This is a genomic window from Arthrobacter sp. SW1 (assembly GCF_001766675.1).
Classification (GTDB): domain Bacteria; phylum Actinomycetota; class Actinomycetes; order Actinomycetales; family Micrococcaceae; genus Arthrobacter.
The window spans coordinates 1-16,462 of record NZ_MJLT01000012.1 but is presented as its reverse complement, the minus strand read 5'-3'; the positions used below and the strand labels follow the sequence as shown (position 1 = coordinate 16,462).

14 protein-coding genes are annotated in these 16,462 nt (G+C 67.7%); 8 read left to right on the top strand and 6 right to left on the bottom strand.

Translation table 11 applies throughout. The features are described from left to right. The first annotated feature begins 2 nt into the window (after positions 1-2). The 3 genes from BIU82_RS07415 (at position 3) to BIU82_RS07405 (ending at position 2,656) form a co-directional block, all read left to right on the top strand. Positions 3-593 (top strand): sigma-70 family RNA polymerase sigma factor, encoded by a 591-nt coding sequence (locus BIU82_RS07415; protein ID WP_070348835.1) that lies wholly within the window; start codon positions 3-5, stop codon positions 591-593. Next, complete coding sequence (locus BIU82_RS07410; RefSeq protein ID WP_070348834.1) at positions 590-1,435, top strand: peptidase M56 family protein; 846 nt, start codon at positions 590-592, stop codon at positions 1,433-1,435. The genes BIU82_RS07415 and BIU82_RS07410 overlap by 4 nt, the downstream gene beginning before the upstream one ends. A 228-nt stretch (positions 1,436-1,663) precedes the next feature. Further along, positions 1,664-2,656, top strand: a complete 993-nt coding sequence (locus BIU82_RS07405) for a LysM peptidoglycan-binding domain-containing protein (protein WP_070348833.1) — start codon at positions 1,664-1,666, stop codon at positions 2,654-2,656. 44 nt (positions 2,657-2,700) lie between these two features. Here the strand turns inward: BIU82_RS07405 and BIU82_RS07400 are convergent, their stop codons facing one another. The 6 genes from BIU82_RS07400 to BIU82_RS07375 all read right to left on the bottom strand — a co-directional run bounded on the left by BIU82_RS07400 (position 2,701) and on the right by BIU82_RS07375 (position 10,550). Further along, positions 2,701-5,073, bottom strand: coding sequence for a glycosyl hydrolase family 65 protein (locus BIU82_RS07400; RefSeq protein ID WP_070348832.1), 2,373 nt, complete (start codon positions 5,071-5,073; stop codon positions 2,701-2,703). A gap of 42 nt (positions 5,074-5,115) precedes the next feature. Then, positions 5,116-5,886, bottom strand: a complete 771-nt coding sequence (locus tag BIU82_RS07395) for a beta-phosphoglucomutase family hydrolase (protein WP_070348831.1) — start codon at positions 5,884-5,886, stop codon at positions 5,116-5,118. After that, on the bottom strand, positions 5,879-6,928 hold the full coding sequence (locus tag BIU82_RS07390; RefSeq protein ID WP_070348830.1) for a LacI family DNA-binding transcriptional regulator: 1,050 nt from the start codon (positions 6,926-6,928) through the stop codon (positions 5,879-5,881). Before BIU82_RS07390 ends, BIU82_RS07395 begins: the two co-directional genes overlap by 8 nt. A 193-nt stretch (positions 6,929-7,121) precedes the next feature. Further along, complete coding sequence (locus BIU82_RS07385) at positions 7,122-7,739, bottom strand: phospholipase (protein ID WP_070348829.1); 618 nt, start codon at positions 7,737-7,739, stop codon at positions 7,122-7,124. Between the two features lie 132 nt (positions 7,740-7,871). Beyond that, complete coding sequence (locus BIU82_RS07380) at positions 7,872-9,104, bottom strand: amidohydrolase (protein ID WP_070348828.1); 1,233 nt, start codon at positions 9,102-9,104, stop codon at positions 7,872-7,874. 57 nt (positions 9,105-9,161) lie between these two features. Next, on the bottom strand, positions 9,162-10,550 hold the full coding sequence (locus BIU82_RS07375) for a DUF3100 domain-containing protein (protein ID WP_070348827.1): 1,389 nt from the start codon (positions 10,548-10,550) through the stop codon (positions 9,162-9,164). Positions 10,551-10,655: 105 nt separating this feature from the next. Between BIU82_RS07375 and BIU82_RS07370 the strand changes: the two genes are divergently transcribed. The 5 genes from BIU82_RS07370 to BIU82_RS07350 form a co-directional block, all read left to right on the top strand. After that, positions 10,656-11,642, top strand: coding sequence for an Lrp/AsnC family transcriptional regulator (locus BIU82_RS07370; protein WP_070348826.1), 987 nt, complete (start codon positions 10,656-10,658; stop codon positions 11,640-11,642). Between the two features lie 195 nt (positions 11,643-11,837). After that, positions 11,838-12,638, top strand: coding sequence for a DeoR/GlpR family DNA-binding transcription regulator (locus BIU82_RS07365; protein WP_070348825.1), 801 nt, complete (start codon positions 11,838-11,840; stop codon positions 12,636-12,638). Next, complete coding sequence (locus BIU82_RS07360) at positions 12,635-13,618, top strand: hexose kinase (RefSeq protein WP_070348824.1); 984 nt, start codon at positions 12,635-12,637, stop codon at positions 13,616-13,618. Before BIU82_RS07365 ends, BIU82_RS07360 begins: the two co-directional genes overlap by 4 nt. Before the next feature lie 2 nt (positions 13,619-13,620). Continuing rightward, the gene (locus tag BIU82_RS07355) at positions 13,621-15,657 is read left to right on the top strand and encodes a fructose-specific PTS transporter subunit EIIC (protein WP_070348823.1); all 2,037 of its coding nucleotides are present in this window, start codon (positions 13,621-13,623) and stop codon (positions 15,655-15,657) included. Positions 15,658-15,692: 35 nt separating this feature from the next. Beyond that, positions 15,693-16,462 (top strand): PEP-utilizing enzyme (locus BIU82_RS07350; protein ID WP_253182713.1); only part of this gene is annotated, 770 nt, incomplete at its 3' end.

The following is a 16,462-nucleotide window of genomic DNA, read 5'->3' as shown; positions in this document are numbered from 1 at the left end:
GCATGGGGGACGTTGATTCTGCTGAAGAAGCGCTCTGGGCCCGCAGCCTGAAGGGCGACGGCGACGCCTTCGGTGCGCTGTATGACCGGCACCGGGACCGCGTCTTCCGGCATGCTTACCGGGTGTGCGGCGATCCGCATGAGGCCGAAGACGTCATGGCAACGGCGTTCCTGGAGTTGTGGCGGCGACGGTCCAAAGTGCGTGTGGTGGAAGGCTCGGTCCTGCCGTGGCTGCTGGTCACCACCACAAACTGTGCCCGGAACAGCGGCCGGGCGGCCCGGCGCTACCGGCGATTCCTCGACTCTCTGCCGCGTGTGGAGGAGGCAGTTGACCCCGCGTTCGGCACGCTCCAGGACCAGCTCGACGCCGAACTCGCGCAGGCGCTCAGGTCCCTGAACGCCGTGGACCTGCAGTTGATCAGCCTGGTGGTGTTCGAAGAGCACACTCTTGCTGCTGCCGCGGAAATCCTGAAGCTCACTCCCGGGGCGGCGAAGGTCCGCATGCACCGGGCGCGCCAGCGCTTGAAAGCAGCGCTCCCGGAGAAACGCCCCGAACCCACGTCCATTCCGCTCCTGGAAGGAGGCCTGCCATGAACCGCATGCGCATCGATGAGCGTTACAGCAACGCCCTGCGGGAGGAACTGGTGTCCCGCGTCCGCAAGGAGACTCCGGCCAAGGCGAGGCGCCGCGCCCGGATATGGTTGGGCGCCGGTGCGCTGGCCGGCGTCGGGCTTCTCGGCGGGATAGGTGCAACGGCCGCAGGAATCCTCGTCATCCCCGGCGGCGAGCGGATCACACCCTTGGCGGCACCGGTGACCGAGACGTACATGGGTACGGCCACCGTCGAACTGGGGACACCGCCGGAGGGAACCACCGGCGTCCAGGTGGACCTGGTATGCCTGACACCGGGACGCTTCGAGTTCGAAGATGGCGCGAGTGGCACCTGCGATGAGTCCACAAGCGCGTCAAAACCCGGCTGGACCGGCTACACGCTCGCGCTTACTCCCGGACAGCACAGCGTCACCATCAAGACCGATCTCCAGAACCGTTGGCGGATTACCGCGAAATACGTCAAGCAGGAACGGCTGCCATTGGGCACCAACGTCAAAGGCGAAAGCTACGGCATGGAGAGCCCTGAGAACGGAACGCCGGACCTCATCGCGGTGATAGCCACCAACGGACGGTCCGGGTATGCCTACCGGACAGACCTTGACGAGGCCAGCGGAGTAGCTGCCATGAAAACGTTCAAGAGCCCTGCCGATGCTCTTGCCTGGCAGGAAGCCCGGGGCAATAAAGCTATTGCGGTCCCTGTCTATGACCAGGACGGCGAAAACGTCTTGGGCGAATTCGTCATCGGTGGCGGCACCGCATATGTGGAAGGGGCACCTACGGAAATGCCCTCCGAACCTGGACGCCCGGCGCCAAGCAGGAGGTAGGGACCACTTCCCGGAAACCATTCGGCAATTCCGGCCGGTATCCGAGGGGTCAAAGCGGCCGATACTGACGGATGGCGGAGCAGCAACCCACATCCCTTATGCTCAATAGGTTGCCCGCGCCAACGAATTGCGGGCACATACTGGGGGAATATTTTGGCGCACAAATTTGGCACCACTGGAAATCGGGCGGGGGCCGTTGTCCTTGTCGCAGTTCTCGCGGCCGGGGCCATGGCCGGACTCGCGGACTGCGGCGGACCGGAGAATCCTGCCGCAAAAGCACCCGCTAGTACTGCAGCCGCCGGCCCGGAAACCACAGAACCAAGCCCGGCACCCGCCGCGGAAAAACCCGAAGACCTGGCCGGCGCAAAGGCCCTTGACTCCTTCGGGAACGCTGATTTCTACACCACGGCGGAGGGCGACACCCTCGCAGGAGTGGCGGCGGCGTTCAGGCTCTCGGAGGCCAAGCTGGCATCCTTCAACGGGCTCACCGAGGGCGCACCACTCAGGCAAGGCACCAAGCTGCGGCTGATTCCGCCGTCGGGCCCAATGCCGGGAGCTGCCGGCACCGCAACGGAGGACAGCAACGGAATTCCGCAGAGCTACGCCGTCGTCGAAAAGGACACGCTGGACGGCATCACTTACCGGTTCGGCATCACCGAGGAGCAACTGGCCGAAGCCAATAAGGCGCCTTTCCTCCATGAGCAGGGAAACGTGTATTTCCTGCATCCGGGCAAGACCCTCCAGTTGCAGAAGAAGCCGGTCGACCCGCGTTCGGGCAAGGGACAAATCGTCAGGAATTCGTTCGCCCACCCGGTCTACTACACCACTGTGGCCGGCGACTCCCTGGACAGCCTGGGCTACGCCTTCCGCCGCACCACGGAACAACTGCTCCGTTACAACCCGGAACTCCGTGATGGCAGCTCCCTCCCCGCGGGCACCAAGGTGACGCTCATGCCCGGCGCCGTGACGCTCAACGGCGCCCGGGGCAGCTTCACCACGGACGCCAACGGCGTGCCCCTGACGTACACGACGGCGGCGGGAGACACCGAACGCCAGGTGGCGTTCCGCTTCAACCTGGAGATGGTGGACCTGGGGACCGCCAACCGGCCCCGGACTGCGGGGGAACGCACGTGGTACCGATTCACAGGCCTCGCCGGCGGAGAACTCGCCGCCGGCCAGACCATCAGCCTCTCTGCCGACAAGCCCATCACCGGCAAGTAGAAAAGCGCCCTGTGGCTGGATTCCAGCCACAGGGCGCTTTCCGCTTAACCCTCCAGCGTGCCGATCACGGGCAGGCCGGCGGTCGGGAACAGGCTCGGGAAGACCGACGGCGCCGGGGCCGGGACCGCCTCCAGCGGTACCGTCACCGCTTCGGGCCCGACGGCGATCCGCTGGCCGCGGACGCTGACCTCCAGGCCGGTGCCGCTCGCGGAGAAGGCGATGCTGCCCGGCCGCAGCTCCACTTCCAGGATCTGCCCGCGGAGCTTCAGCCGGAAGGAAAGGCTCTCCCATTCCTCGGGCAGGCGGGGATCGAAATGCATCACTTCGCCCTGGTCCCGCATGCCGGCGAAGCCGCACACCAGCGAACTCCAGATCCCGCCTGTGGAGGCGATGTGCACGCCGTCCACCGTGTTGTTGTGGGTGTTGTCCAGGTCGATGAACAGGGCCTCGGTGAAGTGCTTCAGCGCGATATCGGAGTAGCCCACCTCGGCGGCCATGATGCCCTGCACGCAGGCGGACAGCGTGGAGTCGCCGGTGGTGATGGGGTCGTAGAAGTCGAAGGCGCGCTGCTTCTCCTCGGCCGTGAAGTCCTGCCATTGCAGGAACATCGCGAGCACGGTGTCCGCCTGCTTCAGCACCTGGTGCCGGTAGATGACCAGCGGGTGGAAGTTCAGCAGCAGCGGGTACTTGGACCGCGGGGTGTTCCAGTCCCAAGGCTCCAGGGTCATGAAGTCGTTGTCCTGGGAATGGACGTGCATGTGCGGATCGTAGGGCAGGGACATGCGCTCCGCGGCTTGGCGCCAGATGATCTGCTCCGTCTGGGCAACGCCGGGGTGGTCCAGTGCCGCCGCGGCCCGGAGGTTGAAGCGCGCCATGACGTTTGTGTAGAGGTTGTCGTTGACCACGGCGGTGTACTCATCCGGGCCGGTGACGCCGTGGATGTGGAACATGCCGTCCTTGCCGAAGAAGCCGAGGGAGGCCCACATCCGGGCGGTTTCGATCAGCAGCTCCGCACCGATCTCCTCGCCGAAGGCTGCGTCCCCGCTGGCCCATTCGTACCGGTTGGCGGCGAAGGCGATGGCCGCGGCGATGTGGAACTGGGCGGTGCCGGCGGCGTAGTACGCACTGGCCTCGAGGCCGTTGATGGTGCGCCAGGGGAACAGGGCCCCGTCCACGCTGAGTTCCTTGGCCCGGATCCGGGCGTCGGGCAGCATGGCGTGGCGGGATTCGAGGACCTGGCGGGCCGCGCCCGGGTTGGTGTAGCTCAGGTACGGCAGCAGGTAGATTTCCTGGTCCCAGAAATAGTGGCCTTCGTAGCCGGAGCCGCTCACGCCCTTTGCAGGGATGCCCGCGACGCCGGCCCGCGCCGTGGCCTGCGCCAGCTGGAAGAGGTTCCAGCGCACGGCCTGCTGCATGTCGGTCTGGCCGCCGATCACGATGTCCGCCGTGGCCCAGTAGTCGCGGTAGTGCGCGGTGCTTTCCTCAAGGAGCGCACCGAAGGTGGCCAGGCCCATCTCGGCCTCCGCGGCGAGCGCCTCGCCCACAGCCTCGGTGCCGGCGCCCGCCTCATCCAGCGCCTCCTCGACGGCGTTCACCGCGTAGCTGACGCTCTTCTCCAGGCGGAAGGTCTCGCCGTCGTTCACGGCCAGGACGTACCGCACGCTCGATTCGTCCTCCCCCACAACGGTTTCGAAGGGTTGGCCTTCGAGGGAGATCCAGTGGTCCACGGCCACGCCGATCCGCTGCCGGGACACCGTGGTTTCCCAGGCGAGGCGCAAGGAGCCGTCCGCGCCCTGCAGGTGCAGCGGGCGCAGTACGCGGCCTGCGTGCCGGCCGGAGCGGCGGGGATCGTGGGCGGAGTGGTCCTCCACAGGCTGGTCCTGGCGGTTGACGAGCGAGGACGTGATGTCCACGGACGCGGTGCGGTCCGAGCTCAGGCTGAATTCGATGCCCAGGCAGCCGCGCGATTCGAAGCCCACCACGCGCCGCTCCACCGTGGTGACCACGGCGCCGGAACGGCATTCCCAGGTGACGGCGCATTCGTACACGCCGGTGGCGAAGTCCAGGGTGCGGCGGTAGTCGCGCACGGCGGACTCGGCGAGGGACAGCTGTTCGCCGTCGACCATCACCGTGAAGTTGTTGGCATCCGGTACGTACACGATCCGCTGCCCGGTGCGGGCGAAGCCGTAGGCGTTCTCGGCGTGCTTGATGTCCCACGTTTCGTGGAAGCCGTTGATGAAGGTGCCGGGGAGTTCGCCGTCGGCGGGAGCCCAGTGGCCGCCGCGGATGCCGAGGTGGCCGTTGCCGAGGCTGAAGAGGGTTTCCAGGGTGCCGGCGTCGCCGGGGACGTGGACGGCTTCGACGAGCTTCCAGGGTTCACACGGGAAGCGCAGCCGGTCGGAGCTGATGAGTGCCATGGGGCAGGTGCCTTTCCTACGAAAGCAGTATGGGGAGGAAGTTCAGAGGAGCTCGCCGAGGTCGTCCACCACGAGGGTGGCCCCGGCGTCGAGCAGGGTCTGGCGGCCCGCGCCGCGGTCCACGCCGATCACCGCCCGGAAGTTTCCGGCGCTGCCGGCCTGCACGCCGGACACCGCGTCCTCGACGACGATGCATTCCTCGGCCGGCACGTCCAGCAGTTGTGCCGCGTAGTCGAAGGTGGCCGGGTCCGGTTTGCCGGGAAGTCCGACGGCGGCCGCCACCTGGCCGTCAACCACCACCGGGAAGTAGCCGTCCAGGCCCGCCGCTTTGAGTACGGCGGGGGCGTTCCGGGAGGAGGAAACGACGGCGAGCTTGAGTCCGCGCTCCTGCGCAGCCTCGATGAACCGGACGGAGCCTGCGTACGGTTCCACACCGCGGGTGGACACAATTTCATTGAAGATCAGGTTCTTGCGGTTGCCAAGCCCCTGCACGGTTTCGTTGCCGGGGGCATCGTCCGTGGGGCCTTCCGGGAGCGTGATTCCGCGGGACGCCAGGAAATCGCGGACCCCGTCGAAGCGCGGCTTGCCGTCGATGAAGTCGAAGTAGTCGCTCTCCCGGTAGCCGCCGTTGCCGTCGGCGTCCGAATGGCCGGTTTCGGCGAGGTAGCCGTCGAACAGTTCCTGCCAGGCCTGCTCGTGCACCACGGCTGTGGGCGTCAGCACGCCGTCGAGGTCGAAGAGCAGGGCAGACGCGCCGGTCCACGCTTCAGGGGTCGGGGCGGCGCTCGGGGCTGTGGAGGGGAAGTCAGTCATGGTTCTTGTCCGTTCGGCGTTTGCGTCGGGTGGTCTTGCGCTCGATCAGCTTGGTGTCGAGGAAGTGGTTGGTGGGCGCGTGGTCCTGCTCCGGGTTCTGCAGGCGTTCGCATAGCAGGTTGGCCGCGAAGGCACCTTGGTCCGCCACGGGTTGGGACACTGTACTCAAGCCAAGGAACCAGCTCATGGGGTGGTCGTCAATCCCGATCACGGACACGTCCTTCGGTGCGCTCAGGCCATGCTCCCGCAAGGCCATCAGGGCACCGAACGCGGTCTCGTCGCATTCGGCGAACACCGCGCTGGGCAATGCCCGGTTGGCGATGAGCTCGGTCATGGCGCGGCGGCCGTCCTCGATCGAGGAGCCGGCGCTGATCACCAGGTCCGGATGCACCTCGAGGTCGTGCTCGGCCAGGGCGCGGCTGAAGCCGTCCAGCCTGCGGCGGCTGGTGTGCACCGAATGCCCGCCCAGGTCCCGGCCCGCCAGCACGGCGAGGTCCCAGTGGCCCATCTCCAGCAGATGGCTGGTGGCCTCCCACGCCGCCTGCTCGTCGTCGATCCCTACGTTGTCCCACGGTACGCCGCTCATGCCGACGCTCGCCACCGCGAGACCGGACGCGGCCAGCGCCCCGATCTCAGCGGCGTCGAGCTCGACGTTCAGCAGCAGCACCCCGTCCACCCGCTGGCGCAGGGCGGCGAGGTCGCCGAAGACGCGGCTGCGGACCTCGGCCTTGTTGCGGAGGCTGATCAGCACGGTGTCGTGGCCGGCGTCGGCGAACATTTCCTCGGCGGCTTCCACGGTCTGGGCGAAGAACCAGGCCGTGGCGGTGGGGGCGATGATGGCGACGGAACCGGTGTTTCCGCCGGCCAGCCGGGACGCGGCGGGAGACGCTTTGTAGCCAAGCTTTTCCGCGGCCTCGGCCACCTTGCGGTGCGCCTTCTCGGACACATTGGGCAGATTGCGCAGGGCCCGGGACACGGTGCAGATGGACAGACCCGAGAGGACAGCAACGTCCTGGATGGTGGCGCGCTGGGCACTAACCATGCAACACGGCCTCAACCCTTTCCATGCTTGGTGAAACGTCGTCTGGGACGGTGCGGCGGAGAACCGCACCGAGCGATTGTAAGCGCTTACAATTTTAGCGGGCAAGGGCCGTTCCGGCACATCGATAGTGTTACGCGGGCGGCGCCTGGGTGGGCGCCCGGCACAAGAGTCAGGCCACGCCCGGCGCGGGGATTCAGCGCAGGACGTAGTGGCGCAGGAAGGTGCCCACATCGGCCATTTCCATGGCCTCGATCCGGTGCCCCATTCCGGGATATGTGCGGGCCGTGAGCGCGGTGTTCTGCTCCAGCCAGGCGGCCGTGTGCTCGATCGCGTCCTCGTTGATGACGGGGTCCGCCTTGTCCCGTCCCCAGAAGAAGGGCGGGGGCGTGTCGAAGGATTCGCTGAGTGCCAGGAGATCGTTGTCCAGGACGAAGCCGGAAAGGCCCACGGTCGCCTTGAAGCCGTCCGGGCGTAGCCGCAGCAGGGTGCTGGCCATGGCCATGCCTTGGGAGTAACCCAGCAGGCTGACGCTGCTGTGGTTTCCCTTGACCGAGTCGATCCAGGCGAACACCTTGTTGGCGGCCGTGATGACGTCGGCGAAGTCGTTGGCCAGGAAGTAGTCCAGCAGGAACCAGCCGTAGTCGTCGCCGATCACCATGGGTCCGCGCAGCGCAGCGCACGTGAACTCCTCCGGCAGTTCCGGGAAGAGCTTGGCCATGCGCTGTTCGTCCGTGCCGTAGCCGTGCATCATCACCAGCAGGGGCGTGCCCGCGCGTTCGTTCTCCGGCTTGGACCAGACCACCGTCTCCATGGGGAAAAGCTTAACGTCCGCGGCTCCGCCTACAACGGCACATGTCCACCGTCGGCGTCGAGGAACGGACATAACAGTCATATGTCCGTTCCCGGCTGCCAACGATGGACATGTCCGGTGGAGCAGGTGCCGCTACCCGAGCGCGGGGCTGCGCGTGGCGCCGGGGCGCCGGGCTGCCTGCAGTTCGAGCAGGGCTGCGCGGGTTTCCGGGTTGGTGACGGTGTCGATCGTGGTCCATGCCATGCCGAGCGCGCCGTCGAGGGCGGCCTGTTCGCCCGCGGGGGATCCGGCGTCGGCGGCAAATTCCAGGGTGTGCGGAACACCGGTGGCACCGAGAACGGCAATCATCGGGTGGATGGACGGGACGGCGTGGGACACATTGCCCATGTCCGTGGATCCGCCGGTGAGGCCGGAGCTGTGCACCACGGTGCGGCCCATGGCCTGGAGGTTCCGGTCCCAGGCCCCGGCCAGCAGGGTGTTCTGCACGAGGTTTTCGTAGCGCGGCTCGGTGGGCGCAACCTCCCAGGTGCAGCCGCTGGCGAGCGCGCCGCCGGCGAAGCAGTTCAGCATGCGCTCCTTGATGTCCTCGAGGGTTTCGAGGTCATGGGCGCGGACCTCTGCACTCACCACGGCGCGCGCCGGGATGATGTTGGTGACCTCGCCGCCGTGCTCCACGAAGGCGTTCAGCCGGACGCCGTCCGGCAGCTGCTGGCGAAGCAGGCCGATCGCCACCTGGGAGATCGTGGCGGCATCGCCGGCGTTGATCGCCTTGTGCGGGGCGGCGGCGGCGTGGGCCGCGCGGCCGGTGAAGGTGACGGCGAAGCGGTCCACGGCCTGGGAGTGGGTGATGGCGCAGCTGAAGTCCTCGGTGCCGGACGCGCCGTGCACCATCATGGACACCGTGGCCTGCTCCCAGGCACCGGCCTCGAGCAGCAGCGCCTTGCCACCGCCGTGCTCCTCTGCCGGGGTGCCCAGCAGCACCACGCGCAGGCCCAGCTCATCGGCAACCTCGGCGAGGGCCAGCGCCGCGCCGAGCGCCGCCGTCGCGATGATGTTGTGCCCGCAGGCGTGCCCGATCTCCGGCAGGGCGTCGTATTCGGCGCAGATCACCACGGTGAATTCGCCGCTGCCGCGCACCGCTTCGAAGCAGGTTTCCATGCCGTAGGCGCCGCGTTCGACGGCGAAGCCGGCCTCTTCTGCGATCGTCGCCAGGGTGTCGGCGGCGAAGTGTTCCTCGAAGGCGAGTTCCGGGTTGCCGTGGATCACGCGGCTGACTTCGCGCAGGCGGTCTTCCCACGATCCGATGGTGGCGGAGACGGACTTCTTGAGGGTTTCGACGTCGACGGCGGTGGCTTGGCTGGGCATGGTGGCCTTTCGGTGAAGCGGGAGTCGGGAAGTGGTGGTGGGAAGCTCAGGCGGGCGTCAGTGCGTGCCGAGGCCGAGCGTCGCCTGGGCGATGAATACCGAGAAGAGGTAGGAGGACGCGATGGCGACCAGGCCCACGGGGACGATCCGCCAGCCGATGCGGCGCAGCAACGGGATGTCCTTGCCGAGGCTGAGGCCGGCGACGGTCAGCACCACGGTGCAGATGGACAGGAAGTTCACGCTGGTAACCATGGTGATCAGGGTCTTGGCGATCGGCGAGACCGGGCTGGAAAGCAGGGCGCCGAGCGTGATGATGAAGACCATGCTGGGCACCTTGCCGCGGCAGAGCTTGGACAGGCCCATGCCGGCCAGCAGGAGGGCGTCGATGATGGCGTAGCCGCCCACGATGTTCCAGGAGAATCCGCCCGCGGCAATCGACGCGATGAAGATGCCGATCACGGTCAGCACCGGCATGGCGATGTACAGCGGAACGCGGACCGGGCCGTGGTTGTCGCCTTCGGCTTCAGCGGATGCGGACTCGACGGCGGCGGACTCGACGGCGGCAAGGTCGGCTGCGGATTCGGTGGAGGCGGCTGCCGGGGTTGCATTGGCAGCGGCACCCAGGTGCGGGAAGCGGCGGACGAGTGCGTGGTACATCTTGTCCGCGAGGGGCAGGGCGATCCAGATGCCGACGTAGACGCCCAGCAGGCTGGTGATGATGTTGGAGGTGCCCGCGACGGCGAAGATCTGCTCCTTCAGTTCGGGGAACTGGGCGGCGACGCTGGCGGCACCTGCGGCCATCATGGAGCCGGATCCGACGCCGGCACCCATGGCGAGTGCGAGCGGGTCGAAGATGCCGAGGGAGGCCGTGATGGACGCCAGGAGGGAGATGAACACGGCGCCGAAGATGGTGCCGAAGACGTACATGGACAGCACGCCGCGGTATGGGTGGGAGTCGGTGCCGTAGCGTTCGCTGACCATGGCGAAGGAGCCTTCGCGGTCGATCGAGAAGGTTGCACCGATGGTTGCCGGGCCCATCTTGAGCATGACGGCCAGCGGCAGTGCCAGGATCAGGGTGCCGAGCAGGTGGCCGACTTCCTGCAGCAGCAGGGCCGGGCCGGCACGGAAGAGCAGGGGAAGGTTCGGTCCCATGGTGAAGGCCAGGCTGCCCACCAGGATGAGGACGGAAACACCCATCAGGGCGCCGGCTGCGGACTGGAAGCTCTTGGGCAGCGATCGGAACTTCTGCGAGGAGACGATGCCGCCGGCCAGGATGCCCCACACCATCGGCAGGATGGTGATGGCCGCGAAGCCGACGGGGATGACCATGGGGCCGACGATCTGGCTCAGTGTTGCGATCAGCAAGGCCAGTCCGCCAATGGGCCAGAGCCATGCCAACGATTCCCGGGTGCGCCGGGGAGCGGCCTTGAGAGTTGAAGTAGTCATGGGATTCCTTGCTGGGGAGTGATGGAACCGAACGGGCTTCAAAGCTATATAACGCGCATCACACGGCCTTAGAATTGCAGGTAATTAAGGAAAGTTGGGCCGAAGATGCAGGATCTTGTTTTTGATGAACGCGATCTGCGGCTTCTGCACGCCCTGCAGGTGAGGCCCCGTGCACCGTGGACAGCCCTGGCACCGGTGGTCGGCGCGGACCCGGTGACGCTCGCCCGGCGGTGGGAACAACTGCAGTCACAGGGACTGGCGTGGATGGGCTGCTACCCGGGGCGCGGCACCGACGTCGTGACAGCCATTCTCGAGATCGAGTGCTCCCCCGCGAGCATGACTCCGGTGGCCGAGCAATTGGCGGGCGACCCGGAAGTCCTGACCATCGACCTCACCGCCGGCGGCCGGGACATGATCGTCACCCTGATGTGCGCCGACGATTCCGCGCTGTCCCGCTACGTCCTGGACCGCCTCTCCACCGTGGATGGCATCCGCAGCATGCGCACGCACCGTTCCATCCAGGTGGTGGCCGACGCCCAGGTGTGGCGGCTCCGCTCCCTCAACCAGGGCGAAGTCCGGGCGCTCGAACGGGAGATACCGGCCCCGAAAGAAGTACTGTCCCGCATCCCCGCAGGACTGACGGAAGAGCTGATCAAAGTGCTCCGCAAGGACGCACGGGCCTCGATCGGCACGATCGCTTCGGCGCTCGGCATCAGCCAGACCCGCGCCCGCAGCGTGCTGGCCACGTCCCTCGCGAAGCAAAGCGTGGTCATCCGATCGGAAGTGGCGCGGCCGTACTCCGGCTGGCCCGTGTACGTGTGGTTCTTCATGCGCGTTCCGGCAACGCAGGTGGGTTCGGTGGCCGGCAAGCTGGTGGGCCTGGACGAAGTCCGGCTCGTTACCACCACCGTGGGCAACTACTCGCTGGTGGTGGCGGTGTGGCTGCGCCGCATCGAGGACATCACCCTGCTGGAGCGGCACCTCGGCGAGCGGCTGCCGTTCGCCGAGATCGTGGACCGCTCGATCGTGCTGCGCACCCCGAAGCACTTGGGCATCCGCCTGGACGCTTCCGGGCGGCGGATCACGGGATAGGGATTACGCGGGGACACCGGGGACCCGCCGAAAAATCACGCGCACGTTACGCCGCCTTCACGAGCCACGCCCGACGATCTTTGTTTATGTTGTTTTTTATTGACATACCCACGAAAACAAAGATAGAGTCAAGCAATTCCACATCATGTGATGGTGGTCACCAACCGGATTCTGCTAGTACGCAATGGAGGGTAAGTGTTCGCTGAAGAGCGCCAGCAGTTGATCTCCGAACTCGTCGCGGAGCGCGGACGGGTCAGCGTCACTGAGCTCGCAGACCGTTTCAGCATCACCACTGAAACCGTCCGCCGCGACCTCGCCGCCCTGGAATCCGCCGGCAGCCTGCGCCGCGTCCACGGCGGGGCTGTTCCCCTGGACCGCCTGAGCACCCGCGAAGAAAGCGTGGGCGAACGCTCCGTCCAGCGCCAGGACGAAAAACTCCGCATCGCCCAGGCCGCCCTGGCCCTCATCCCGGAAAACGGCGCCGGCAGCATCCTCCTGGACGCCGGCTCCACCACCGAAACCCTCGCCGGCCTCCTCTCCCAGCGCGGGGCAGCCCAGCGCGGCGGGAACGGCAACGGCGAACTCGTGGTCATCACCCACGCCATTCCGATCGCCGCCAAGCTGTCCAGCACCCCCGGCGTCGCCCTCCAGATCCTGGGTGGACGCGTCCGCGGCCTCACCCAGGCCGCCGTCGGGCAGTCCACCGTCGATTCCGCACACCGGCTCCGGCCGGATATCGCCTTCGTGGGCGCCAACGGCATCCACGCATCGTTCGGGTTCAGCACTCCGGATCCCGAAGAAGCCGCCGTCAAGGCTGCTTTCGTCACCTCCGCGCGGCGCGTCGTCGTCGTGGCGGACTCCTCCAAGCTGGACGCGGAAACCCTCGTCCAGTTCGCCGCCCTGAAAGATGTGGACACCGTGATTACTGACCGCGAACCCTCTGAAGAGCTCTCGGCCGCGCTGGCCGAAGCTGGTGTGGACGTCGTGCTCGCATGATCGTCACCCTCACCGCCAATCCCAGCCTCGACCGCACGGTCGAGCTCCCCGCCGCCCTGGCCCGCGGCGAAGTGCAGCGCGCCGTCGCCGTCCACCAGCACTCGGGCGGCAAGGGCGTCAACGTTTCCCGCGCCCTGGTGGCTTCCGGCCTGGATACCGTCGCGGTCCTCCCCGGCGGCGACTCCGACCCCGTGCTCAGCGGCCTGCGCGAGGACAAGGTGCCGTTCGCGGCCCTGCCCATCGCCGATCCCCTGCGCAGCAACGTCACCCTCACCGAGCCGGACGGCGTCACCACCAAGATCAACGAACCCGGCCCGGAACTGAGCGGCGAACAGCAGGAAGCGCTGATCGAGCTGCTCCTGGAACGTTCCCAGGGCGCCGGATGGGTGGTCCTGGCCGGCTCGCTTCCCCCGGGTGTCCCCGCCGACTTCTACGCCACTGTCGCCGCCCGCCTTCGCAGCGCGGACGACGCCGGCGCCCCCTTGATCGCGATCGATTCCTCCGGTGCCCCGCTGGCGGCAGCGATCAGCGGCCGCGAGGACGGCCGCCCCGATCTGCTCAAGCCGAACGCGGAAGAACTGGCCGAACTGGCCGCCGCGGCCGGCTTCACCGAGCAGCACACCGCCGAGGAACTGGAAGCGGATCCGGGCCTTGCCGCCCGGGCCGCGGCCGCCGTCGTCGGCTCCGGTGTGGGAACCGTGCTCGCAACCCTTGGCTCCAAGGGCGCCGTACTGGTCACCGCCGACGGCGCGTGGCTGGCCAAGCACCCGCCGATCCAAGCCGTCAGCACCGTGGGTGCCGGCGATTCCTCCCTTGCCGGCTACCTGCTGGCCGCCACCCAGGGCGGCACCCCGCAGGACTGCCTCCGTCAGGCTGTGGCACACGGTGCCGCCGCTGCTTCGCTGCCGGGCTCCACTGTCCCGGCAGTCCACCAAACAACTCCCGACGCCGTAACCATCACGGCCCTTCCGAAGGACTAACAGTGACCGAGCTCATCACCCCCCAGTTGGTCGCCCTCGACCAGAACCTCGGCGAGGCTCCTGCCGACGTGATCCGTTACCTGGCCGGAATGGTCACAAACGCCGGCCGCGCCACCGAGGTGGAAGGCCTGTTCGCCGATGCTTTCGCCCGGGAGTCCAAGACCGCCACGGGCGTTCCCGGCGGCATCGCGATCCCGCACTGCCGCTCCGCCGCCGTGACCGCGCCGTCGCTCGCCATGGCACGGCTGTCGCAGAAGGTGGACTTCGGCGCGAAGGACGGCCCCGCGGACCTCATCTTCTTCATCGCGGCCCCGGACGGCGCCGACCAGGAGCACCTGAAGCTGCTCTCCAAGCTGGCCCGCTCCCTCATCAAGAAGGACTTCACCGCGGCCCTGCGCGCCGCTTCCTCGCCGGAGGAAATCGTAAATCTCGTGACCGAGGCGATCGGTGACGGGCCCGCGAAGAGCGCAGCCGCTGAAGGGGGCCCGGGAGCGGCTTCGGGCGTCCGCGAAGCGGGCGGGGCCCCCTTGAGCGGCGAAGCGGTCGGAACAGCACCGAAGCGCATCGTCGCCGTCACGGCCTGCCCCACGGGTATCGCCCACACCTACATGGCCGCCGACTCCCTCGTGGCTGCCGCGAAGGAAGCCGGCGTGGACCTGCAGGTGGAAACCCAGGGTTCCGGCGCCGTCACCCCGCTGGACCCGGCCGTGATCGCCGCCGCGGACGCCGTGATCTTCGCCGTCGACGTGGACGTCCGCGGCAAGGAACGCTTCGCCGGCAAGCCCGTGGTGAACGCCCCGGTCAAGCGCGGCATCGACGAACCCGCCAAGATGATCGAGGAAGCCCTCGCTGCCGCCACCGATCCGAACGCACACCGCGTTCCGCACTTCGGCGCGGAAGAAGCCGCCGAGCAGGCCGCGGAAGCCGCCAGTGAGCACTTCGGTACCAAGCTCAAGAAGGTCCTGCTGACCGGCGTCAGCTACATGATTCCGTTCGTCGCCGGCGGCGGCCTGCTGATCGCCCTCGGCTTCCTGCTGGGCGGCTACGACATCACTGAGGTCGCGGACAAGGTTGTTCTGGAAAACAACTTCGGCAACCTGCCCGACGGCGGACTGCTCACCTACCTGGGCGCCGTCGCCTTCAAGATCGGCGCACTGTCGCTCGGCTTCCTGGTGCCGGCGCTGGCCGGCTACATCGCGTTCGGCATCGCCGACCGTCCGGGCATCGCCCCCGGTTTCGTGTCCGGTGCGGTGGCGTCCTTCATGGGCGCCGGCTTCCTCGGCGGCCTGGTAGGCGGCCTGCTGGCCGGCGTCACCGCCTACTGGATCGGCACCTGGCAGGTTCCGCGCTGGCTGCGCGGCCTGATGCCCGTGGTGATCATCCCGCTGCTCGGCTCGATCGTGGCCTCCGGCCTGATGTTCCTGGTCCTCGGCGGCCCGATCGCCGGCATCACCGCCGGCCTGAACTCCTGGCTGACCGGCATGACCGGCGCCTCGGCCGTGATCCTCGGCATCATCCTGGGCCTCATGATGTGCTTCGACCTCGGCGGCCCGGTCAACAAGGTGGCCTACTCCTTCGCTGTTGCCGGCCTCGGCGCCGGCAGCCTGGCCAACCAGGCCCCGTGGCAGATCATGGCCGCCGTGATGGCAGCCGGCATGGTTCCCCCGCTGGCCATGGCGCTGGCCACCACCCTCAACAAGAAGGGCTTCAGCCTGGCCGAGCGCGAGAACGGCAAGGCCGCCTGGCTGCTCGGTGCATCGTTCATCTCCGAAGGCGCCATCCCCTTCGCCGCGGCCGACCCGCTGCGCGTCATCCCGGCGTCCATGCTTGGCGGTGCCGTGACCGGCGCCCTGTCCATGGCCACAGGCGTTACCTCCCAGGCCCCGCACGGCGGCATCTTCGTCTTCTTCGCCATCGGCAACATCGCCATGTTCATCGTGTCGATCGCAGTAGGCGTGGTGGTCACCGCCCTGACCCTGCTGGCGCTCAAGCGCTGGGCAGTCAAGAAGACCGTTGATACTGTTGCGGCAGCAGCCTGACAACGCCGTTAGATAGCTAACTAAAGGACTGATCCATGCAGACTTTTTCAGGTGTTGGTGTCGCTCCGGGCCGGGTGTTGGGTCCGGTGCGGCAGATGCCCAAGCCCGTGCAGGAACCGCACGCGAACGTGAATATCCCCGCGGATGTGACGGTTGAGTCGCAGGCGCAGCGGGTGAAGGACGCTGCGAAGGCCGTGCAGGCCGAGCTGCGTTCCCGCGCCGCGATCGCCACGGGCGAGGGCAAGGAGGTGTTGGAAGCCACCGCGTTGATGGCCGCCGACCCCATGCTGATCAAGTCCGCCGTCAAGCTCCTTTCGCCGGAGGCTCCGGGCGGTGCCCGGACCGCCGAGCGCGCGGTCTGGGAAGCTGCCGCCACGGTAGCTGAAACCCTGAAGTCCCTGGGCGGCTACATGGCCGAACGCGTCGCGGATGTGCTGGACGTGCGTGCCCGGATCGTGGCCGAACTGCGCGGGCTCCCGGCCCCCGGCATCCCGTCCTCGGAGGTGCCGTTCATCCTGGCTGCCGAGGACCTCGCTCCGGCCGACACCGCCACCCTCGACCCGGCCAAGGTCATCGCCCTGATCACCTCCGGCGGCGGACCGCAGTCGCACACCGCGATCCTGGCCCGCGCGCTGGGCCTGCCCGCCGTCGTCGCCGCCCCCGGCGTGGACGAAATCAGCGACGGGGTTGAGGTGTACGTGGACGGTGCCGCCGGCACCATCACCACCGAACCGTCCGAGGAACTGCGCATTGCGGCGAAGGCCTGGGCCACCCAGGCCTCCACCCTGGCTGCCTTCACCGGCGA